The sequence below is a fragment of the Pseudomonas sp. KH_046_1 genome, assembly GCF_057839025.1.
This window is the reverse complement of sequence record NZ_CM174481.1, coordinates 339,209-361,493: the sequence shown is the minus strand read 5'-3', so window position 1 is coordinate 361,493 and position 22,285 is coordinate 339,209. Positions and strand designations below refer to the sequence as shown.

Sequence of the window (22,285 nt, the reverse complement as noted above, 5' to 3'; positions counted from 1 at the left end):
AATTTGAATGTTCAGCTTGGCTCGGAAATCAGTTTTTCTCGAGCGCCCACAGGTCGCTTTCGATGCTTTCGAACCTCTCTTTGAGGTGCGCCTGCACATCGAAAATCGCCCTGTTGTAATAATGCGGAGCAATTTCACGGGTAAACAGCTCAAGAATCTCCGCCGCCTCGAACGAGCCGAGGTCGAGTTCGAAGCGGTCTTCCATGAAACGCTTGATCTTGCGATTGGCCTCGCTCTCCTGCTCGGGAGTGAGGGTCAGAATCGGCGGCTTGGATTTCTTGATTGCCATTTACCAGCGACCGTCCCACGCAGCGAAGTTCTGCAGCAACTGCAGGCCATGAGTATGGCTTTTCTCCGGGTGGAACTGCACGGCGAAACGCGAGCCTTCGGCCAGCGCCGCGGCGAAATCGACACCGTAGTGACCGCCACCCACCACCTGCCGCGCGTTGGCGGCAGCAATGTAGTAGCTGTGCACGAAGTAGAACCGCGCCAGGTCCGGAATGTCGTGCCACAGCGGGTGACTGACCTTCTGCTTCACTTCGTTCCAGCCCATGTGCGGGACTTTCAGGTGTTCGCCGTCTTCATGCAGGTCTTTGCCGAAGAACTTCACCGCGCCCGGGAACAGGCCAATGCAGTCGACACCGTCGTTCTCTTCGCTGGTGTCGAGCAAGGCTTGCATGCCGACGCAGATGCCAAGGAACGGACGGTCCTGGCTGACTTCACGCACCAGCGAATCGAAGCCGAGGCGACGGATCTCCGCCATGCAATCGCGAATCGCGCCGACGCCGGGGAAAACCACCCGGTCGGCTTCGCGAATCACGTTGGCATCGCTGGTGATCAGGACCTTGCCGGCACCGACGTGCTCGAGGGCCTTGGCCACCGAGTGCAGGTTGCCCATGCCGTAATCGATAACCGCGACTGTCTGCATTACAGGACGCCCTTGGTCGATGGCATTTGCCCGGCCATGCGGTCATCGAGCTCGACGGCCATGCGCAGGGCGCGGCCGAAAGCCTTGAACACAGTTTCGATCTGGTGGTGGGTGTTGGTGCCACGCAGGTTGTCGATGTGCAGGCTGACCAATGCATGGTTGACGAAGCCCTGGAAGAACTCCTGGAACAGGTCAACGTCGAAGCCGCCGACGGTGGCGCGAGTGTACGGCACGTGCATCTGCAGGCCTGGACGGCCGGAGAAGTCGATCACCACGCGCGACAGCGCTTCATCGAGCGGCACGTAGGCGTGGCCGTAGCGGCGGATGCCTTTCTTGTCGCCGATGGCTTTGGCAAACGCCTGGCCGAGGGTGATACCGACGTCTTCCACCGTGTGGTGGTCATCGATATGCAGGTCGCCCTTGCTGACAATATCCAGGTCGATCAACCCGTGACGGGCGATCTGGTCCAGCATGTGCTCAAGAAAAGGAACACCGATATCGAATCGGGCCTTTCCGGTGCCATCGAGGTTGATCGAGGCTTTGATCTGGGTTTCCAGAGTGTCGCGCTCGACAGACGCCTTACGTTCGGCCATCACCAGCTCCGCAAAATCATTGGGCGAAAAAGGCAGCCATTATAGGCGTGCGGGCGCCAAACAGAAACACGCGAGGTGATATCCCTGACGGAGTGAATTCGGGGGTGTCGGCGATAGACATGTCCATACAAGCCATTTGGCACACCACAAAACAAAATGTGGGAGCGGGCTTGCTCGCGAAGAGGCAGTCACATTCAACAAATGTGTTGACTGGCACACCGCTTTCGCGAGCAAGCCCGCTCCCACAGGGGCTGCGGCTTACCTTGATTTTAGTGGAACAGCACCGCCGTCTTCTGCAAGGTCACCCAAACACCCCACGCCAGCGGAATGCCCACCACCAGCCACGCCGCAATCGCCAGCGGCTTGCTGCCCGGTGCGGCTTTCCACTCCAGCACGGTGCTGCTGTCAGCGCCTTTGTCATGGCCCAGCGTCTGTTCGGCGGCCAGTTCGGCGTCGGTCATGAAGTATTTGTCCGCCACCGGACGCACCAGCAGGTTGCACAGGAAACCCAGCACCAGCAGGCTGGCGAGGATGTACAGGGTGATGTCGTAGGCCGCCGCACGCTCGACGCCGATGCTCAGCTGATATTCACGCAGATAGTTCACCAGCACCGGGCCGAGCACGCCGGCAGCCGCCCACGCCGTCAGCAGACGACCGTGAATCGCACCGACCATTTGCGTACCGAACAGGTCCGCCAGATATGCCGGAACAGTCGCGAAACCACCGCCATACATCGACAGGATGATGCAGAACGCTGCCACGAACAGCGCGATGCTGCCCAGGTGGCCAAGGTTCGGAATCAGTCCGTACAGGGCAAAGCCCAGGGCGAAGAACACGAAGTAAGTGTTTTTACGGCCCAGGTAATCCGAGAACGAAGCCCAGAAGAAACGCCCGCCGATGTTGAACAGACTGAGCAAACCGGTGAACCCGGCAGCGATGGCGGCAATCGAAGCCAGTTGCGAGGCGTCCAGTTGACCGAAGGTCAGGTCATTGCCCAGCAACTTGCCAGCGAACACTTCCTGCAACAGCGGCGACGCCATGCCGAGGATGCCGATACCGGCCGATACGTTCAGGCACAGCACCAGCCACACCAGACGGAACTGCGGCGTCTTCCAGGCCACATTCACGTGAACATGACGATGAGTGATCATCGCGTTCGAGGCTTTTTTCGCCGGGGCCGTCCAGCCTTCCGGCTTCCAGCCGGTTGGCGGAACGCGGTAGGACAGCGCGCCACCGATCATGAACACGAAGTAGATCGCGGCCATCACCAGGAAGCTCTGCCACACGCCGACGCTGGTTGGCGAGGCGAAATGCCCCATCAGCGCCGCCGCCAGCGGAGCGCCGACCATTGCGCCGCCGCCAAAGCCCATGATCGCCATACCGGTGGCCATGCCGCGCTTGTCCGGGAACCACTTGATCAGGGTCGACACCGGCGAAATGTAGCCCAGGCCCAAGCCGATACCGCCAATGACCCCGGAGCCGATCCACATCAGCCAGATCTGGTGGGTGTACACCCCCAGCGCCGAAATCAGCAGGCCACCACACCAGCACAGTGCCGATACGACACCCGCCTTGCGCGGTCCGGCATGTTCCAGCCAGCCACCCCAGATGGCCGCCGAGCAACCCAGGAAGATGAAGAACAGGGTGTAGATCCAGCCGAGCATCGAGATCGGCCAGTCACACTGGGACGAAAAGACTTGTGCGATAAAACTCATGTCCGGTGCGCAGGCCGCTGGAGCGGTGATGCCCAGCGCCTTGGACAGCGGCAACCAGAACACCGAAAAGCCGTAGGCCATGCCAATGCACAAGTGGATGGCCAACGCGGCCGGTGGCACCAGCCAACGGTTGAAACCGGGCTTGGCGATGATCCGCTCCTTGGACAGGAACGCAGGCTGGTCGGCACTGAAGCCGTCCGCCGTGATGCTCGTGGTCATTGTGTATCCCCCAATTATCAGTATGGTTCGCCAGCCACAGTTCACTCCCGGCCTTTATGCACGCAGGCATGACCGTTTTTTTCGGTGGAGCGCCTAGTTGTGCGACAACAGGTCGCAGAAGGACGGACGAACGGGCAAAGGTTACCATCTGCAAGTGGCAGAAAAACCAAACTGACATCACGTTTTGTACGTCATCTGATCTCCATCGCTTCATGACCTCACAGGAATCACCATGCCGATCATTGTCGAGCCGCTGAACCACGCCACTGCCCAGGATCGGCAGGATCTGCAGAAGATCTACCGCGACGCCCCAGACTGGTTGTTCGCGCCGTTTTCCGGGGAAGCGCAGTTGATCGAGGACTGTTTGCGCGACGGCACACTGATCGCCGGACGCTTCAATGATCGCCTGCTGGGCGCGGCCCGCTTGCAAAGGCACCAAGACGCCTGGCACTTGTCCCAAATATGTGTGCGAAAAATTACCCGTCGCCGTGGTGTTGCCGAGCGACTGGTCGCCGAAGCCCAGAAAATGGCCGCGCAATCGGGCATGACCCTGCGCCTGCTGGCGCCTGCCGGGCATCTGGAGGCTCAGGCGCTGGCCGCCAAGCTGAAACTGCCGCTGGACGTATTGCCGGCGTGATCACTGACCGGTCGTCTGTTCGGGGGCGCTATACTCCTCGGCTAAATTTTGAATTCGATTAACTACAAGGACTCGCCCATGAAAGCGTTCGGCAAAATCCTGGGTCTGGTACTTCTCGGGCTGTTGCTGATCATTGTGGCGCTGGGCTTTGCCCTGACCCACCTCTTCGATCCCAACGACTACAAAGACGAGATTCGCCAGATTGCCCGCGACAAGGCCCACATCGAGCTGACGCTCAATGGCGATATCGGCTGGAGCCTGTTCCCGTGGCTGGGCCTGGAACTGCACGACGCCAGTGTGGCGACCCTGATCAAGCCGGCCGAACCGTTTGCCGACTTGCAGATGCTCGGCCTGTCGGTGCGCGTACTGCCGCTGCTGCGCCGTGAAGTGCAAATGAGCGACGTGCGCGTCGAGGGCCTGAACCTGCGCCTGATCCGCGACAAGGACGGCCACGGCAATTGGCAAGACGTCGGCAAGCTGCCGGCAGCGGCCAACTCCGACGCGACCAGCACCCCGCCGGCCGCTGGCGAACCTGCGCCCGAAGCCAGCGTCGCGGCGGAAAAACCGGCTCAGCCGATTCGCCTGGACATCGACAGCCTGACCGTGAACAACGCACGGGTCGAATACAGCGACGAAAAAACCGGCAAGAGCTTCAGCGCCGAAAGCATTCAGTTGAGCACCGGTGCGGTTCACGACTCCGTCAACATTCCGCTCAAGCTCACGGCTTTCCTGTCAGCCAACCAGCCGGCAGTGCGAGTGCGTACCGAGCTCAACGGTGAGGTGCGCATCGCACGTGCACTGCAGCGCTATCAGCTCGAAGACATGAAGTTGTCCGGTGAAGTGACCGGCGACCCATTGCAAGGCAAGACCATGACGTTCTCCGCTCAGGGCCAGTTGGTGTTGGACAGGGCCGCCAATGTCGCCGAGTGGACCGGCATCAAGATCTCCGCCAACCAACTGCGGGCACTGGGTGAACTGAAGGTCAACGACCTCGACAAGACCCCACAAGTCAGCGGCGGCATCTCGATTGCCCAGTTCGACCTGGCGAAATTCGTTGAAAGCGTCGGCCAGAAACTCCCGGCCATGGCCGAAGGCAGCCTGAGCAAGGTCGAACTGGTCAGCCGTCTGGCAGCAACACCCACCAGCCTGGCGCTCGACGACCTCAACCTGAAAGTCGACGACAGCACCTTCAGCGGCCGTATCGCCGTCGAAAATTTCGCCAAGCAATCGCTGCGCGCAGTACTCAAGGCCGACACCTTCAACATCGACCGTTACCTGCCGCCAAAATCCGCCGAGGCCAATAGCGCGACACAAGTACGCCAGGCCGAAGTCGCCAGCACCGAAGCCAATGCCATGGCCGGTGCCGGCAGCACTCCATTGCCACCCGCGCCGACCAAGGACGCGTGGAGCAGCGAGCGCCTGTTGCCCGTGGAACGCTTGAGCAAGCTCGATGTGGACGCCGACCTGACCTTCGGCCAGTTGACCCTGCAAAAACTGCCGATCCATAACGCCGCGCTCAAGGCCACCGGCCAGGGCGGCCTGCTGACACTGGCCAACCTGCGCGGCGATCTGTATGAGGGCAACTTCGAAACCACCGGCACTCTCGATGTACGCCAGCCAGTGCCGGCGCTGAACCTGCAGACGAAGATCAGCCGGGTACCGGCAGAAAAAATCCTCGAAAGCCAGGGCAAGAACCCGCCGGTCAAAGGCCTGGTCACGCTCAACAGCAGCCTGACCGGTAGCGGCAACAGCCAGAAAGCCTTGATCGAAACCCTCAACGGCAACGCCAGTTTCGTCATCAACAATGGCGTGCTGCTCAACGCCAACCTTGAGCAACAGCTGTGCAAAGGCATCGCCACGCTCAACCGCAAATCCCTCAACGGTGAGCCGCGGGGCAAGGACACACCGTTCCAGGAGCTCAAGGGCAACCTGACCTTGCGTAACGGCGTGGCCAGCAACCCCGACCTGAAAGCGCGCATCCCGGGCATGACCGTCAACGGTGACGGTGACATCGATCTGCGAGTGCTGGGCATGGACTACCGCGTCGGCATCATCGTCGAAGGCGATACCAGCGCCATGCCGGACCCGGCCTGTCAGGTTGGCGACAAGTTTGTCGGCGTCGAGTGGCCACTGCGCTGCCGCGGCCCGCTGGAACTGGGCGCCAAGGCTTGCCGTTTGGATAACGACCGCATGAGCCAGGTCGCGGCCAAACTGGCTGGTGACAGGATCAGCGAAAAAATCGACGAGAAATGGGGCGACAAGGTCGACCCGAAAATGAAAGACGCGCTCAAGGAGCTGTTCAAGCGATGAGAGCCGAGCAGTTTTCAACGGCGGTGCTGGACTGGTTCGACCGCCACGGCCGGCACGATTTGCCCTGGCAGCAAGACATCAACCCGTATCGGGTATGGGTCTCGGAAATCATGTTGCAGCAGACCCAGGTCAGCACCGTGCTGAACTACTTCGACCGTTTCATGGCCTCGTTGCCAACGGTCGAAGCCCTGGCGGCGGCACCGGAAGACGAAGTGCTGCACCTGTGGACGGGCCTGGGTTACTACACCCGCGCGCGCAATTTGCAGAAGACCGCGAAGATCGTCGTCGAGCAGTACGGCGGCGAATTCCCCCGGGACGTGGAAAAGCTCACTGATCTGCCGGGGATCGGCCTGTCCACCGCTGGCGCCATTGCCAGCATCAGCATGGGCCTGCGCGCACCGATCCTCGACGGCAACGTCAAACGGGTGCTGGCGCGATTTACCGCGCAAGAGGGCTACCCCGGCGAGCCGAAGGTCGCCAAACAGCTCTGGGCCAACGCTGAGCGCTTTACGCCGCAGACCCGCGTCAACGCCTACACCCAGGCGATGATGGACTTGGGCGCCACGCTCTGCACCCGCAGCAAACCGAGCTGCCTGCTGTGTCCGCTGGAAAAGGGCTGCGAGGCGCACATGCTCGGCCTGGAAACCCGCTACCCGATCCCAAAGCCGCGCAAAGCCATCCCGCAGAAACGCACGCTGATGCCGATGCTCGCCAACGGCGAGGGTGCGATCCTGCTTTACCGTCGCCCGTCCACGGGCCTGTGGGGCGGTTTGTGGAGCCTGCCGGAACTCGACGACCTCGACGACCTGCCGCATCTGGCATCGCAGCACTCGCTGGAACTGGGCGCGCAACAATCGCTGCCGAGCCTGGTGCACACCTTCAGCCATTTTCAATTATCCATCGAACCCTGGCTGGTTCAGGTCCAGGAGTCCGGCCATCACGTGGCCGAGGCTGACTGGCTCTGGTATAACCTCGCCACCCCGCCGCGCCTGGGCCTTGCCGCCCCGGTCAAAACCTTGCTCGAACGCGCGGCCGCCGTATTGAACGCAGGAGAGTCGTCATGACCCGCACCATCATGTGCCGCAAGTACAAAGAAGAATTGCCAGGCCTGGAGCGCGCTCCCTTCCCGGGCGCCAAAGGCCAGGACATTTTTGACCACGTCTCGCAAAAGGCCTGGGCCGACTGGCAGAAGCACCAGACCCTGCTGATCAACGAAAAACGCCTGAACATGATGAACGCCGAAGATCGCAAATATCTTCAGGGCGAGATGGACAAGTACTTCTCCGGCGAGGATTACGCCAAGGCCGAAGGCTACGTGCCGCCGTCGGAATAACCCCGATTTATCGGGGGTCGGAACGTAAGCGACGGTAATAATTAAAATTTTTTTGAAAACTTGCTTGACGACCCCCTGAAAAACCCGTTTAATGCGCCCCGTTGCCCAGATAGCTCAGTCGGTAGAGCAGGGGATTGAAAATCCCCGTGTCGGCGGTTCGATTCCGTCTCTGGGCACCACTAATTAATTTCAGGTGGTGCCAAAATCACCCGAAAGCCCACACGAAGCCCGCCTAGTGCGGGCTTTTTGTTGTCTATGGTTGCCCAAATTGACCTAGGCAGCCCAAAGTTTTGGGGGCAGAGTTGGGGGCATGACCGGTTCGGTCATCTCGCATGCCCCCAAAATGGTGCTTCATGGCCCTGAAAGTCACGCCCCTGAGCGACTCCGCTCTCAAAGCAGCCAAACCTCGGGAGAAGCCTTACAAGCTCGCCGACGGTGAAGGCTTGTATCTCGAAATCATGCCCTCCGGCTCAAAGCTCTGGCGCCTCAAATATCGTCACCTCGGCAAAGAAAATCGATTGGCATTTGGCTCATACCCAGAAGTCACGTTGGTGCAAGCTCGCAAAAAGCGATCTGAGGCACGACAACTGATCTCAGAGGGCAAAGACCCTTCGCATGAACGCAAATCCACCAGACGAGCGCAGAAGGTGGATGGGCTGACATTTGAGACGCTTGCACGGGAGTGGTTTGCTTATAACGCACCTCGCTGGGCAGAAAGCACCACCTACAAAGCCAAGCTGTACCTTGAGAATGATTTGATACCAGGCATTGGCTCTCGAACACTGAAAAGCATTACTCGTCCCGATCTGGTGGACTTGGTTCGCAAAGTCGAGGCCCGGGGGACGCTGAATGCTGCCGGCAAAATTCGCCAGTGGCTGCACCAGATATTCCGTTATGGGTTGGCCAAAGGTGTTGTGGAGGCGAACCCTGCCACCGATCTGGATGTTGTGGCCGCCCCCACGAAAGCGCCCCGCCACCATCCCCACGTCGCCATGTCCGAGTTGCCCGAACTGCTTACCAAATGCGACAGCGCCAACATCAACCTGTTGACCCGCTGTGCCATTCGCCTGCTGGCGCTTACCGCAGTTCGACCTGGCGAGTTGCGAGCTGCGCCTTGGGTAGAGTTCGATTTGGACGCTGCAACCTGGACAATTCCCAAGGAGCGCATGAAGGCCCGCCGCCCTCACGCCGTCCCCCTACCGAATCAGGCCGTTGAGATCCTGCGCCTGCTTAAACCGATCACAGGCAAATATCCGCTTGTGTTTGCCGGTCAGCAAAACCCCGACCGCCCCATGAGCGAGAACACCATCAACAAAGCACTGCGAGTAATGGGTTACGAGGGTCGTCAGACCGGCCACGGCTTTCGCCATCTACTGTCCACTGAGCTGAACGGGCGCGGGTACAACAAGGACTGGATCGAGCGCCAACTGGCGCACGGAGACTCCGACGGCATCCGCGATACCTACAACCACGCCAACTACTTGGAGCAACGCCGGGTAATGATGCAGGACTGGGCTGACTCAATCGACGCGCTATGTGCTGGAGCAGATGTGGTTTCAATTCGGAGCGCCGCTCGATGAGCAAACTAAGCAAATTCAAATCCGTGATACCAATGGTTGCAGCTACCAAATTACTTTCAGATTTAATCGGTGAAAAAGTCGACGTTAACGATTTAATGTCTCTTTATGAAGGTGGATGGCTAAGACTATTTCGTCCGTGCCATGGTGAAATCGTTAAACTCAAACCAATATTCGACGCCGAAACTCACGAGCAACACGCGAGAGACGGACGCTATTTTATGGAAAGCGATTACCTTGCCGGTGTTTCCTATGGCTTTTACCTACCTTGCGATTCAGTTCAAATTGCATCACGCAAGTCTTACGCTGTACGCGATGCAAACGGCGGCCTTTACGCAATAAGAGATATTCAAACTGATGAATATTTGTCCCCGCATGACAACGAGGACGATCCAGATAATGTAAGGGTAATGGCGGTGACCGCTGATTTATATTCACTTGCTGAAAAAGCAAACATGAATGCCGTGCCAGAAAAACCAACAGTCGAAATCATGGCTAACGATCAATGCATATTGATAGACCAAGCCATTTTTAACTTCGCAGTAACTGAGACACAAAATCTGCCAGAGCCCTCCCCTACCAGCACTCAAGAAGTGCCCCCTCCATCATTGAGAATAACTGTTGCTGCGTTGCTGGAAGCCGCGACAAGCGAGCGAAAAAACCACACGCAAACGTCATTAATTGAGTCAATTCTTGAGCGCAACAAAGGCATTCGCGGGCTGAGTGAAAGCTCATTGCAAAAACACTTCAGTGACTCCAACGCCGAGCTTACCCGCTTGCGAAAGACCGCCAAAATCTGAGCCCAACTCGATTGCAATTGAAAAACTGGTTTTTGCAGTTGCAATGACTCGATGGTTGCCGGCCGACAACATTGCATCGTCAGTTACCCACAACGCCCTAGGAGGCGCAGACGATGGCAAACACAACCAGCTCCAACTCAATCACTCGCCGATTCATCAAACGCCAGGAAGTTGAATCGATCACTGGCCTGTCCTGCACCGAAATCTACCGCCGTGTCGCTGCCGACACTTTCCCCAAGCAAGTCACCCTCGGCCCAAAGTGTGTCGTTTGGATCGAGGCCGAAATACTAGCCTGGTGTGATGAGCGCATCGCCGAATGCCGTGGTGAGGCCGCGTAAATGCTCTACATAGAAAAGACCAACCAAATGGCCAGCCAGAATAAATCACACCTCATCGATAGCATCGGTTCGGCACAGCGGCGTTGGTTGCTCGACTGGATGCGCAACAGTGGCCCAATCGACACCCTCACCGCCCGCCGCGACCTCAATATTTTGATGCCTGCCTCACGCATCAAAGAACTGAAAAATCAGGGTTACTCATTCCACACCCAGCGCATCACGATCACTGACGAGCAGGGCCGCTCCCACAGCAATATCGCGCTGTACACCCTTATCGGTGAGCCAGCAGGGAAGGTGGCAGCATGAACACCATTTCCCTGATCCAGTCCCAAGGCGAGGCTCGTGCCGACAGTCGTGTGCTTGCTGAGCGGCTAGGTATTCAACACAAAAACACCATGGAGTTGATCGAGCGCTACGCCGGCAAGATTCAGCAATTTGGACTGCTTCCGTTTCAAACGGAGGCAGTGAAAAAGCCCGGCGCTCGCGGTACAAAGCATCAGCGGTATGCCCTGCTCAACGAGGATCAGTCGTACTTTTTGCTCGCCCTGTCACGCAACACCGAGCGCGTTGTAGAGCTGAAGTCGAGTCTGGTATTGGCATTTCGTGAAGCACGCTACGGCATGGCCTGCCAAGCGCTGGAAACTCGCAAACAGGAAGCAAGTCAGAGTGGTCGCCGGCTGGCTCTCTGGCGCTATGAAAAACCGGGGGCCTATCAACACGTCGCGCACTTGCGGGAGCAACTGCAGCTTACCCTCGGCCTGGAGGATGTGCGCCCGTGATTACCGCACAAGCACTCCTTCCCCTTGCGATGCATTCCCGTAAGCGTTATGGTTTGTTCGTCGCTGCAAATTCAGCGACCGGGTTTGGTCGCCCGAGCAACTTGGCGCAACAGCGCCCCATTCGACAGCAGGCGCTTTTTTTGTGCCCGCCGTTTCGCTTTATGGTGGCTGTGCGTGGGATACCTTCGGGTATGCCGGGTCCCAAGTTCCCGGTCGACCAACCTGCGCACAGCTGCCACCCTAATTCGCTTGGTCGCGGACCGTGGCAGCTCCTAATCAAACTTGGAGCTACACCGATGCAGCACATTCACGCCCTCAATTCGTCCAGCAACAGCCTGGCCATCGCCATCATCGGCGCCGAACTGATCGCCTATCGCATCAACCGCTTGCCCGAGCAACGCGCCCACCTTCTTGGCCTGGTGCAGATGGCCGATACCCTCGGCGCACTGAATAGCACCGACCGCGCCACACTCGCCACCACCCTGATTGAAGGGGAGGCGCCATGAACAACCCCCACCACATCGCCGACGAAGCACTTAATCTGATTGACGCCACCCACGATCACATTGGCTGGCTGACCGCCCTGATGACGGCCATTCGTGCCGACGCCAAACACAACAAGGGTCGCGACCTCGAAAAGCTGACCGGTTTGGGCCAGTACCTGAGCAGCGATTGGGACCACTATCTGGACGGCCAAGCCAAGCGCTTGCGCGACCAGCTGGATGCGGCCGAGGTGTCGCTATGAATGCCCTCAACTGCACACCCGTGACACCAATAGTCGACCTGAACACTGAGCAACGCCGCACGCTGATTAACCTCATTGAAGTTGAGCGCAGTCACGCTTCCCGCTGGTGGACGATGCTCAACGAAATGCGCTGCCGCGGTGAGTTGCCGTATTGGGTGAAAGAGCAAGAAGTCGGGTCTGCCTCGGATCATGACCGTTGGTTAACTGATTGCTACGCCACCAACAAAGCGTTGTTCGGGCATGTCTGTGTGCGCGGTGAAGCCAGCCAGCAGATGTTTCGCTGCCACTCTGAACTGAGGGGCTAACTGATGACGAATTTTCAACACTGCCAATCGGCGGTGCCGCCCTCGGCTTGCCTGAAGAATGTTTCCGGGCCGTCTGATGTCACCCTTCACAAGGCCGCACCAGTCCTTTTCCGTGAAGCACTTCAGTCCGTGTATGGCCCACTCGATTGGCTGCCGGAGCCAGACGGTTTGATTCATCGCTTTCACGTTCCCGGTGACAAACAGGGCAGCGAAAACGGCTGGTATGTCTTGTACCTGGACGGCATCGCGTCGGGTGCGTTCGGCAGCTGGAAGAATGGCGGGGCGCGCACTTGGTGCTCTCGTGAACCGGTCGATCATCGCGAAGCAGTCGAAGTACGTCAGCGCATCGAGCAAGCCAAGAGCCAACGCGAAGCCGAGCAACAACAGCGCCAGCTCAAGGCAGCGATCCGTGCTCAGCGTTGGTGGCGCGATGCGCGCCGCGCTGATCCTGCCCACCTGTACCTGATCGCCAAAGGCGTCCGTCCGCATGGCCTGCGCCAGAGTGGTGACGCCTTGCTAGTGCCGCTGTATGTGGCGGGCGAACTGGTCAACTTGCAGCGCATTGCCAGCGACGGCAGCAAACGCTTTCTTGCGGGTGGCCGGATCAAGGGCAGCTATTCGCCCTTGGGCGTCATCGTCCCAGGCCAACCGCTGTGCATCTGCGAGGGTTGGGCCACGGGCGCCACGTTGCATCAGCACGGCTACGCCGTAGCCTGCGCCATGAACAGCGGCAACCTCAAGCTGGTCGCTCTGGCGCTACGCACTCGCTACCCAGAGCAGCCCATCCTCATCGCCGGCGACGACGACCGGCTCAGTGACGGTAACCCCGGACGTACCGCTGCCAATGCCGCCGCCGCGCTGGTGGGTGGCCAAGTCGCATTCCCAGACTGGCCAGAGGACGCCCCCACCGACCTCACCGACTTCAACGACCTCGCCAATTGGAAACGCGCCCATGTCCCTGCCTGACAGCAACGTCATCAGCCTTCGGCCTGATGCGCCAACCATTGCGCCTGAGCGTCCTTGCTGGGCGGTGTACGAGCACTGGGTGACGAATGAGAAGGGCCGCAAGCTCCGTCCGGGGGTGTACCGCCACGGGTTTAAACGCGCAGCGGGCCAAGATGAGGACGACGCCGACAACGACACCAACGACCGCCCGATCATTGATGAATGGATCGCCAGCCCGGTGACCGTCACCGCGCGAACCACCAACAGCGATGACGGCAGCGAGGGACGCCTGCTGCGCCTGTGCACCGACAGCGGCATCAAGGAATGGATCATTCCCATGGAAGTGTTCGGTGGCAGTGGCGAGGATGCCCGCCGTCAGTTGTTCGGCATGGGCGTCATCATCGCGCTGAAAAAACGCGCCGCCTTCATGGAGTACTTGCTGGAGCAGCGGCCCGAAGAAGTTTTCGCCACCACCAGCCGCCCGGGCTGGCATGAGTCCGGCGCCTTTGTCTTGCCGGGACGCACCCTCGGTAGCGACAAGGTACGTTATCAGGCCAGCGGTAAAGGCCAAAACCTGTTCAGCGTGCGTGGCGAGCTGGCGCTCTGGCAACGCGAAGTCGCCGCCAAGTGCGCGGGCAATCCGGTGCTGACGTTGGCAATTGGCTGTGCACTGGCCGGACCACTGCTGAGTCTGGTTGGCGTGCTCGGCGGCGGCGTGCACCTGGTGGGCGACAGCTCCAGCGGTAAGTCGTTGGCGCAGTTGATTGGCTCCTCGGTGTGGGGTGACCCGGGCGTGTTCGCCGCCAGTTGGGACATGACCAAAGGTGGCTTGGAGATCGAGGCGGCCGGGCGCAATGACACCCTGTTGCCGCTGGACGAAATCAAACGCGCCGATCCCAAGCGTGTGCAGGAGATGGCCTACTCACTGGCCAATGGTCAGGGCAAAGGCACCATGACCCGCGAGCGTGAAGGTCGGGCCAAATTGAGCTGGCGCCTGCTCACTCTGTCCAGTGGCGAACGCTCCCTCTCCGAGCACGCCGCCATTTCCGGTAATGCTGCCCATGCCGGCGCTGAACTGCGCATGGTCGACGTGAACGCCGGCACTCGCGCCCATCGCGCCTTCGATGAGCTGCATGGACTGGAGGGTGCCGACTTTCACCGCCTGCTCACCGTGGCTGTGAGTGCCCACCATGGTCATTTGGGCTCTGCGTTCGTCGAGCAACTGCTCGCCAGCGACGACCGCCCCGGCCTGTTGGAAAACTTCGCCAACGTGCGCGCCAAGTTTGTCGAGGACAACGCACAGGCCGGCCGTGTGGCCGACCGCTTTGCCGTAATTGCCTTGGCCGGGGAAATGGCCATCGCCTACGGCCTGTTGCCCTGGGCACCGGGCAGTGCCCTGAGCGACTGCCAGTTGCTGTATGGCGAGTGGCTGTCGCGGGTCGGCAGCGGCAATGCCGAAGACCGCCAGATCCTCGCCGGCATCCTCGACTTCATCGACAAGCACGGCAGCAGCCGCTTCTCCGATGTGGATGACCACACACCCGACTCCAAGGTGTTCAACCGCGCCGGGTATTGGGAAGTATCACTGGGCAAACGCCTGTACCTGTTCAACAAGTCGGCGCTGGTCGAAGCGGCCAACGGCTACGGCCTGAGTCGTGTGGTAAAGGCGCTGGATGGGGTGGGCGCGTTCGCCAAGCGCGACACCGATAGAGACAGTCGCAAGACCAAAAAATATCGCCTGCCCGGTGGCGGATCAGCGCGCCTGTATGTCGTCGATGCCGAAGCCATGGACCTGGAGGCCGCCCATGTATGACCACTCAACATCCATGGCCGACTTCACAGGAACCTAGTTTTGTGGGGAACACGGGGAACAGTGGGAACAGCCAATGTTTCCGGGGCCTTGGGGCGTTCCCCCTTATAGAGATGTTGGGGAACAGGGGGAACACACACCTGTTTCTATAAAAGGCGCTGCCTGGCCTTGTTTGGCTGCAGTTGCCGCGGGACCTGGTTCAGCTGGAGGTGCTCGGTACATAGGGCTGGGCCAGCCGCCGATCCACCTCACTTTATTATTTTTTTGAGAACCATCCATGATTGAAAACACTCAAGCCACAAAACCAAACAGCACAAAATTGCTGAAGGAGCTGGAGAGCTGGAGAGCTGGAGAGCCGGAAAACCGGAAACCGAGTTGGAGCGTCAACATAAAGCGCTCAAGGCGCAGATCGAGCTGTTGCGGGAAACGCTCAATAGCCTCCAGTGTGCCGCCGAGCGACCGTTGTGCCGCGGCTTCGAACCGTGGGCAAGAAGATCGTGTTCTGGTCGGTAGTCTGCTGGGAGGCAGTAAAGTCAGGCGGTGAGCGGAGTATGACCCGTCCGTTTTCCACCGAGCAAAAGGCGCAATGGGCGGCGCAGGTACTGACCGCGCACTACCCTGGCCGAGTGTATGCACTGCTACTACGGCCGACTTTCTCGTATGCCCCACGATACTTTCTGTGCTGGATTACCCTGAAAAAGCGATGGACGGCCATTTTTCGATGGCCGCCAAATGGCCGTAAAGGTCAGGTACGCTCGACGCGGGTCTTGCCAGACGCGACCAGGCGTTCCAGCAAATGTGCTGGTTGGAACCACATGGTGCCATAGGCTCCAAGTGATTCTCGGTAATGGCCGATTCGTTCCAGTACCTGTGCCAGCCCCAGCCCTTCGGCGTAGTGCAATGGGCCGCCGCGCCAGGCCGGGAAGCCGTAGCCGTTGATCCACACCAGGTCGATGTCGCTGCTGCGCTGGGCGATGCCTTCGTCGAGCAACTGGATACCCTCGTTGATCAGCATCAACAGGCAGCGGTCGTGAATTTCCTGATCGCTGATGACGCGGCGCTGGATGCCCAATTCGCCAGCGATCTGCCCGGCCAGTGCGACCACTTCAGGGTCATCCTTGCGCTCACGGCCTTCGTAGCGGTAATAGCCGTGACTGGTCTTTTGGCCAAAACGGCCCAGTGCGTAAAGCGCATCGGCAAGCTTGCAGTAGCCGGGATCGTGGGCGATGACGTCATGGCGCGATTCGCGCACCAGGAAACTGACATCGATGCCCGCCAGATCGTGCATGGCCATGACCCCCATCGCCAAGCCAAACCCGGTGAGCACCTTGTCAATCTGCGCAGGGGTGGCGCCTTCCAGCAGTAGGCGGTGAGCTTCGCGGGAATAGGGTTCGAGCATGCGGTTGCCAATGAAGCCGAAGCACACCCCGGAAACCACCGGGATCTTGCCAATGCGTTTGGCGATTTTCAGCGTAGTGGCCAGGACATCGGGGGCCGTGGCCGTGCCGCGCACCACTTCGAGCAGGCGCATGATGTTGGCCGGGCTGAAGAAGTGCAGACCGACGACGTCCTGTGGTCGGCGTGTGACGGCGGCAATGGTGTCGACATCCAGAGTGGAGGTATTGCTGGCGAGAATCGCGCCGGCCTTGCACACCTCGTCCAGGGTACGAAACACCTGCTGCTTGATGGACAGGTTCTCGAACACGGCTTCGATCACCAGGTCAGCGTCGGCAATATCGGCGTAGTTCAGAGTACCGTGGATCAGTGCCAGTCGCTGCTCCATCTGCTCGGCTGTGAACTTGCCGCGCTGGACACTGGTTTCGTAGTTTTTGCGGATTAGTGCCTGGCCGCGCTCAAGGGCATCGGCCTTGAGCTCCAGCAGCGTCACCGCCATGCCCGCATTGGCGAAGTTCATGGCTATCCCGCCGCCCATGGTGCCAGCGCCGATCACCGCGACCCGGGTAATCGACCGGATCGGCGTAGCAGCGTCCAGCCCTGGCAGCTTGCCGACTTCACGCTCGGCGAAGAACACATGGCGCAGTGCCTCTGACTCGGCGGAAGCCTCGGCCTCTTTGAACAGTTCGCCCTCTCTGGCCAGGCCCTCGGCCAATGGCAGGTTGCAGGCTGCTTCAATCGCCGCCACCACCCGCTGCGGTGCGCTCTGGCCTTTCCAGCGCGACTGACTCGCCGCGCGATAGTCGGCGAAATAGCCCGGCAGCAAGGCTGTGCCCGGGTTTGGGTGCGGCCAGTTCGGGCGGCTCGGGCGGCCCGGCGCCTGTCTGGGAATCAGTGCTGCGGCCAATGCCTTGGCCGTTTCGAGCAAACTATCCGCGGTGGGTGCCACCCAGTCTAGCAGCCCCAGCACCTGTGCTCGATGGGTGCCGATCGGCTCGCCGGACGCAATAAATTTCAGCGCCGCAGCGGCGCCAATCAGACGCGGCAAACGCTGTGTACCACCAGCGCCGGGCAGCAAGCCAAGCTTGATTTCCGGAAAGCCCAGGCGCGCGCCGGCTTCAGCCACCCGGTAGCCGCAGGCCATGGCGAGCTCAAGCCCACCGCCCAATGCCAGCCCACCGATGGCGGCGATTAGCGGTTTGTCGAACTCGGTCAGACGGGTCAGAAGACTAGGCAGATCCGGCTTGGCGAAGGACGCCGGGCTACCAAACTCGGATATGTCAGCGCCGGCGCTAAACACAGAACCTTCACCGTGGAGAATAATCGCTTTCACGCTGGCATCTGCAGCGGCGCGCTCACAGGCCTCCAGCAATTGTTCGCGCAAGGCATGGCTGAGAGCGTTGACGGGGGCACTAGCGAGGCCGATCAAGGCCAGCGGACCTTCGCAGCGATAATTGATTAAGCTATTCATATGTAGTCTCTCTGTCGGATGAAACAAATAAGCTGTTTTCACCCGGTTGGTTCTTCCTGAAACTGCTACTGATCATGATCAGAACTGTGCGGCATCCAGCGAATAGAGGCTGTCACTGCCAGCCTTGACCGAGGCGCTGAGCGAGTGGATACGTGGTAGCAAGCGAGCGAAATAGAAACGTGCCGTGCCCATCTTGCTGACGTAGAAATCATCCTCGGCCTGTTTGCCCATGGCCGTCTTAGCCATCAGTGCCCACATGTAGGCGTAAGTGGTGTAGCCAAACACCTGCAGGTACTCGACTGACGCGGCGCCAATTTCGTTCGGGTTGTTTTGTGCCCGATCCAGCAGCCATGCAGTCAACTCGTCGAGCGTATCCAAGGCAGCGCTCAACGGCTGGATGAACTCGCTCAGGTCGGTACTGGTGCTCAGAGTGAACTGGCGAATCTCGTCGGCAAACTGCCTGTAGAGTGCCCCGCCGCTGCCAACGATCTTGCGACCCGCCAGGTCCAGGGACTGGATGCCGTTGGTGCCTTCGTAGATCTGCGTGATGCGCACATCGCGCACCAACTGCTCCTGGCCCCATTCGCGGATGTAGCCGTGGCCGCCGAAGATCTGCTGGCCGTGGAGGGTGGTTTCCAGGCCCATGTCGGTGAGAAATGCTTTCGCCACCGGGGTCAGCAGCGATACCAGATCCTGCGCGCGCTGGCGTGTCGGTGCGTCGTCGCTGTACTTGGCGATGTCCAGTTGCAGGGCCACGTAGCTGGAGAACGCACGGCCGCCTTCGTTCAAGGCTTTCATGGTCAGCAGCATGCGGCGCACGTCCGGGTGCACGATGATCGGGTCGGCCGCTTTGTCCTTGTGCTGCGCGCCGGTCGGTGCGCGGCTTTGCAGGCGGTCACGGGCGTAGGCGACGGCGTTCTGGTACGAACGCTCGCCCTGCGCCAGGCCCTGGATGCCCACGCCCAGACGTTCGTAGTTCATCATGGTGAACATGGCCGCCAGGCCTTTGTTTGGTGCGTCGACGATCCAGCCGGTAGCGCCATCGAAGTTCATCACGCAGGTGGCGGAAGCCTTGATGCCCATCTTGTGTTCGATGGAGCCGCAGGACAGCGCGTTGCGTTCGCCCAGCGAGCCGTCGGCGTTGACCAGCACTTTCGGCACCAGAAACAGCGAGATGCCTTTCGGCCCGGCCGGTGCATCCGGCAGACGCGCCAGCACCAGGTGGATGATGTTTTCGCTCAGATCGTGTTCGCCACCGCTGATGAAAATTTTGCTGCCGCTGATGGAGTAGCTGCCATCAGCCTGGGGCTCGGCCTTGGTGCGGATCAAACCCAGATCGGTGCCGGCGTGGGCTTCGGTCAGGCACATCGAACCGGTCCAGGTGCCGGCGTACATGTTTGGCAGATAGCGTTCCTTGAGCTCCTGGCTGGCGTGGGCCTTGAGCGCCAAGCAGGCGCCCGCCGTCAGCATCGGGTACAGGCCGAACGACAGATTGGCCGAGTTGACCACTTCTTCAATCTGGGCGGAGATCGCTTTGGGCATGCCCATGCCGCCAAACTCCGGGTCGCCACCGATACCGCCCCAGCCACCTTCGGCAAAGGCATGGTAGGCCGCCGGGAAACCCTCCGGCGTGGTCACTGCACCGTCGTTCCAGGTGCAGCCTTGCTCGTCGCCACTGCGTAGCAAAGGGGCGATGATATCTGCGCTGATCTTGCCGGCCTCTTCGAGAATGGCGGCGGCGGTTTCTTCATCGATCACGTCGGCCAGGCCGGGCAATTGTGCCCAGAGCCGGGACACCTGGAAAACCTCGTTGAGGACGAAGCGCATGTCGCGCAGGGGAGCTTTGTAATCAGACATCTTGGCTTACTCGGAAGTGGTCACGGCATGCGGCATGCCGGGACGTTCAGTGGATTCAGCGTTTTCGGTGGCCGCGACAGAACCGGGCTGAGGGGCCCGTTCGCGCAGCAGGAAGTAGGACAGGGCCGGAATCAGGATCAGCGCGCCGAGCATGTTCCACAGGAACATGAAGGTCAGCAGGATGCCCATGTCGGCCTGGAACTTGATCGGCGACCAGACCCAGCACACCACGCCAGCGGCAAGAGTGATGCCCACCAGCCCGACCACCCGGCCGGTGAAGGACACGGCGTTGCGGTAGGCCTCGGACAGCGGCAAGCCCTGACGCTGGAAGTGCAACTGCACGCTGAGCAGGTACAGGGCGTAGTCGACGCCGATGCCCACGCCGAGGGCGATCACCGGCAGGGTCGCGACTTTCACGCCGATGCCCATGGCCACCATCAAGGCTTCGCAGAGGATCGAGGTCAGCACCAGCGGCAACAGCGCCACCAGCGTGGCGCGCCAGCTGCGGAAGGTGATCAGGCAGAACAGCGTCACCGCTGCATACACGTACAGCAGCATGGTGCGGTTGGCTTCGCGGACCACGATGTTGGTCGCGGCTTCAATACCGGCGGTGCCGGCGGCGAGCAGGAACTGGCGATCCGCGGTGCTGTTGTCCTTGGCGAACTGGTCGGCAATCGCCACCACCGCGTCCAGGGTTTCGGCCTTGTGATCCTTGAGGAAGGTGATCACCGGCATCAGCGAGCAGTCGGTGTTGAACAGCTCCGGGGAGTTGACCGAGGCTTGCTGGGCAGCGTAGTTGAGCACGTCCTGGTTGCGCTGGATGCTGTTGAGCTTGGGGTTGCCTTCGTAGGTGCCGGCGGTGATCTGGCGTACCGCGTTGACCAAGGACGCGGTCGCCTGCACGCCCGGATACTGTTGCAGCTCCCAGGCCAGGCGGTCGGCGAGGACCAGGGTCTTGTAATTCAGGCAGCCTTCCGGCGCGGTCTTGATCATCACCGCGAACAGGTCGCTGGACAGCGCGTAATGCTGGGTGATGTAGGCGTTGTCGCGGTTGTAGCGCGAGTCGGCGCGCAACTCCGGCGCCCCGCTGTCGAGGTCGCCGATCTTCAGGTTCAGGCTGACCATGAAACCGCCGATACCCATCAACACCGCGACCAGAACGGCGCCCGTGGCCCACTTGGCAGTGGTGAAGCGATCGAGCGCGTCCCACAGTTTGCCGAAGCCTTTGTGCTTCTCGGCGCGGTTGTCGATCTTCAGCGCACGCTCGGCGGCTTTCGCGCCGACGCCGACGTAGGACAGTGCCACCGGCATCAGCAACAGCGAGGTGAAGATCAGCACCGCGACGCCGATGCTGGCGGTGATCGCCAGGTCCTGGATCACCGGGATGTCGATCAGCATCAGCACGGCGAAGCCCACGGCGTCGGCCAGCAGCGCGGTGACCCCGGCGATGAACAGACGGCGGAAGGTGTAGCGCGCAGCGATCAGTTTATGGGTGCCACGGGCGATGTCCTGCATGATGCCGTTCATCTTCTGCGCGGCATGGGACACGCCGATGGCGAAGATCAAAAACGGCACCAGCACCGAGTACGGATCGATGGCGTAGCCGAGCCAGGCGACGATGCCCAGCTGCCAGACCACCGCGATCAGCGAGCAGCCGACCACCAGCAGGGTGCTGCGCACGCAACGGGTGTAGGCGTAGATGATGATCAGCGAGGTGACCACGGCCAGGCCGAAGAACATCATCACCTGGATCAGGCCGTCGATCAGGTCGCCCATGAGCTTGGCGAAGCCGATCACCCGGACCTTGTAATGGCCGCTGCCTTCGACCCCGGATTGACGCGCCGCGCTGTCGCCGGCGTATTCGATCTTGTCGCGCAACTGCTCTTCGAGCATCTGCGAGAAGGCGTGGTAGTTGATGCGCTGGCCACCGGCGGCGGCTTTGTCCATCAGCGGCACGATCAGCATGGTCGACTTGAAATCGCTGGCCACCAGGCTGCCCACCAGACCGGCGCGGGAGATGTTCTGGCGCAACTGTTCAATGTCGGAGGGCGAGCCCTGATAACTGTCGGGCATCACCGGGCCACCCTGGAAACCGTCCTCGGTGACTTCGGTCCAGCGCACGGCCGGGCTCCACAGCGACTTCATCCACGCGCGGTCGACGCCTTCGGTGAGGAACAGCTGGTCGTTGACCTGCTTGAGCACGTCGAGGTATTGCGGATCGAAAATATCGCCCTGGGTGTTCTCGATCACCACGCGCACCGAGTTGCCCAGACCGCGCAGCGAAGCGCGGTTTTCCAGGAAGTTCTGGATGTACGGCTGGCTCTGCGGAATCATTTTTTCGAAGCTGGGGCGCAACTCCAGGCGAGTCACCGCCATGAAGCCCAGCACCACGGTGGCGAGCGCCATCAGCAACATGAACAGCGGACGGTAGTTGAACACCAGCCGTTCGAGGAGGTTGCCGGAGCGCTGGTCGAAATCCCGCAGGTCGCGGATCACCGGCATGGCGTCTTGTTTGATATTGCCCATGT

The 22,285-nt window shown here is 60.4% G+C and carries 21 protein-coding genes and 1 tRNA gene; 15 read left to right on the top strand and 7 right to left on the bottom strand.

What is annotated here, in order from left to right; genetic code table 11:
* Positions 1-28: 28 nt before the first annotated feature.
* From AC3IT9_RS01620 to AC3IT9_RS01605, 4 genes are all read right to left on the bottom strand, one after another.
* Positions 29-289 (bottom strand): DUF2164 domain-containing protein, encoded by a 261-nt coding sequence (locus AC3IT9_RS01620; RefSeq protein ID WP_489271816.1) that lies wholly within the window; start codon positions 287-289, stop codon positions 29-31.
* Positions 290-928: an imidazole glycerol phosphate synthase subunit HisH gene (hisH, locus tag AC3IT9_RS01615; RefSeq protein ID WP_057712412.1), complete on the bottom strand. Its 639-nt coding sequence runs from the start codon at positions 926-928 to the stop codon at positions 290-292.
* The gene (gene hisB, locus AC3IT9_RS01610) at positions 928-1,521 is read right to left on the bottom strand and encodes an imidazoleglycerol-phosphate dehydratase HisB (protein WP_003218037.1); all 594 of its coding nucleotides are present in this window, start codon (positions 1,519-1,521) and stop codon (positions 928-930) included. The genes hisH and hisB overlap by 1 nt, the downstream gene beginning before the upstream one ends.
* Positions 1,522-1,790: 269 nt before the next feature.
* The gene (locus AC3IT9_RS01605) at positions 1,791-3,455 is read right to left on the bottom strand and encodes an OFA family MFS transporter (RefSeq protein ID WP_489271814.1); all 1,665 of its coding nucleotides are present in this window, start codon (positions 3,453-3,455) and stop codon (positions 1,791-1,793) included.
* 232 nt (positions 3,456-3,687) lie between these two features.
* Here AC3IT9_RS01605 and AC3IT9_RS01600 point away from each other — a divergent pair, with 232 nt between their 5' ends.
* The 15 genes from AC3IT9_RS01600 (at position 3,688) to AC3IT9_RS01530 (ending at position 15,037) form a co-directional block, all read left to right on the top strand.
* Positions 3,688-4,092, top strand: a complete 405-nt coding sequence (locus AC3IT9_RS01600; protein WP_150726515.1) for an acetyl-CoA sensor PanZ family protein — start codon at positions 3,688-3,690, stop codon at positions 4,090-4,092.
* A gap of 78 nt (positions 4,093-4,170) precedes the next feature.
* Positions 4,171-6,402, top strand: coding sequence for an AsmA family protein (locus AC3IT9_RS01595; RefSeq protein ID WP_150755632.1), 2,232 nt, complete (start codon positions 4,171-4,173; stop codon positions 6,400-6,402).
* On the top strand, positions 6,399-7,466 hold the full coding sequence (mutY, locus tag AC3IT9_RS01590; RefSeq protein ID WP_150755631.1) for an A/G-specific adenine glycosylase: 1,068 nt from the start codon (positions 6,399-6,401) through the stop codon (positions 7,464-7,466). Before AC3IT9_RS01595 ends, mutY begins: the two co-directional genes overlap by 4 nt.
* Positions 7,463-7,735 carry an oxidative damage protection protein gene (locus AC3IT9_RS01585; protein WP_007989188.1) on the top strand — a complete coding sequence of 91 codons (273 nt, stop codon included), beginning with the start codon at positions 7,463-7,465 and terminating at the stop codon, positions 7,733-7,735. The genes mutY and AC3IT9_RS01585 overlap by 4 nt, the downstream gene beginning before the upstream one ends.
* 103 nt (positions 7,736-7,838) lie before the next feature.
* A tRNA-Phe gene (locus AC3IT9_RS01580) sits at positions 7,839-7,914 on the top strand.
* Between the two features lie 174 nt (positions 7,915-8,088).
* Positions 8,089-9,315: a tyrosine-type recombinase/integrase gene (locus AC3IT9_RS01575; RefSeq protein WP_489271812.1), complete on the top strand. Its 1,227-nt coding sequence runs from the start codon at positions 8,089-8,091 to the stop codon at positions 9,313-9,315.
* Positions 9,312-10,112, top strand: coding sequence for a hypothetical protein (locus tag AC3IT9_RS01570; protein WP_489271811.1), 801 nt, complete (start codon positions 9,312-9,314; stop codon positions 10,110-10,112). Before AC3IT9_RS01575 ends, AC3IT9_RS01570 begins: the two co-directional genes overlap by 4 nt.
* A gap of 113 nt (positions 10,113-10,225) precedes the next feature.
* Complete coding sequence (locus tag AC3IT9_RS01565) at positions 10,226-10,450, top strand: helix-turn-helix transcriptional regulator (protein ID WP_353741894.1); 225 nt, start codon at positions 10,226-10,228, stop codon at positions 10,448-10,450.
* Positions 10,451-10,756: a helix-turn-helix domain-containing protein gene (locus tag AC3IT9_RS01560; protein WP_489271810.1), complete on the top strand. Its 306-nt coding sequence runs from the start codon at positions 10,451-10,453 to the stop codon at positions 10,754-10,756.
* The gene (locus AC3IT9_RS01555) at positions 10,753-11,229 is read left to right on the top strand and encodes a Rha family transcriptional regulator (protein WP_489271809.1); all 477 of its coding nucleotides are present in this window, start codon (positions 10,753-10,755) and stop codon (positions 11,227-11,229) included. The genes AC3IT9_RS01560 and AC3IT9_RS01555 overlap by 4 nt, the downstream gene beginning before the upstream one ends.
* A 296-nt stretch (positions 11,230-11,525) precedes the next feature.
* Complete coding sequence (locus tag AC3IT9_RS01550) at positions 11,526-11,735, top strand: hypothetical protein (protein WP_223473849.1); 210 nt, start codon at positions 11,526-11,528, stop codon at positions 11,733-11,735.
* Positions 11,732-11,974: a hypothetical protein gene (locus AC3IT9_RS01545; RefSeq protein ID WP_489271808.1), complete on the top strand. Its 243-nt coding sequence runs from the start codon at positions 11,732-11,734 to the stop codon at positions 11,972-11,974. The genes AC3IT9_RS01550 and AC3IT9_RS01545 overlap by 4 nt, the downstream gene beginning before the upstream one ends.
* Positions 11,971-12,279 (top strand): hypothetical protein, encoded by a 309-nt coding sequence (locus tag AC3IT9_RS01540; protein ID WP_489271807.1) that lies wholly within the window; start codon positions 11,971-11,973, stop codon positions 12,277-12,279. The genes AC3IT9_RS01545 and AC3IT9_RS01540 overlap by 4 nt, the downstream gene beginning before the upstream one ends.
* 3 nt (positions 12,280-12,282) lie before the next feature.
* Entirely contained in the window at positions 12,283-13,245 is a 963-nt protein-coding gene (locus tag AC3IT9_RS01535) for a toprim domain-containing protein (RefSeq protein ID WP_489271806.1), read from the top strand.
* Positions 13,232-15,037: a DUF927 domain-containing protein gene (locus tag AC3IT9_RS01530; RefSeq protein ID WP_489271805.1), complete on the top strand. Its 1,806-nt coding sequence runs from the start codon at positions 13,232-13,234 to the stop codon at positions 15,035-15,037. Before AC3IT9_RS01535 ends, AC3IT9_RS01530 begins: the two co-directional genes overlap by 14 nt.
* 742 nt (positions 15,038-15,779) lie before the next feature.
* On the opposite strand, the gene AC3IT9_RS01525 is transcribed toward AC3IT9_RS01530, so the two are convergent.
* From AC3IT9_RS01525 to AC3IT9_RS01515, 3 genes are all read right to left on the bottom strand, one after another.
* Positions 15,780-17,900, bottom strand: a complete 2,121-nt coding sequence (locus AC3IT9_RS01525) for a 3-hydroxyacyl-CoA dehydrogenase NAD-binding domain-containing protein (protein ID WP_489271804.1) — start codon at positions 17,898-17,900, stop codon at positions 15,780-15,782.
* Between the two features lie 78 nt (positions 17,901-17,978).
* Positions 17,979-19,757 (bottom strand): acyl-CoA dehydrogenase C-terminal domain-containing protein, encoded by a 1,779-nt coding sequence (locus AC3IT9_RS01520; RefSeq protein ID WP_489271802.1) that lies wholly within the window; start codon positions 19,755-19,757, stop codon positions 17,979-17,981.
* A gap of 6 nt (positions 19,758-19,763) precedes the next feature.
* Positions 19,764-22,283 carry an efflux RND transporter permease subunit gene (locus tag AC3IT9_RS01515; protein ID WP_489271800.1) on the bottom strand — a complete coding sequence of 840 codons (2,520 nt, stop codon included), beginning with the start codon at positions 22,281-22,283 and terminating at the stop codon, positions 19,764-19,766.
* Between the last annotated feature and the right edge of the window lie 2 nt (positions 22,284-22,285).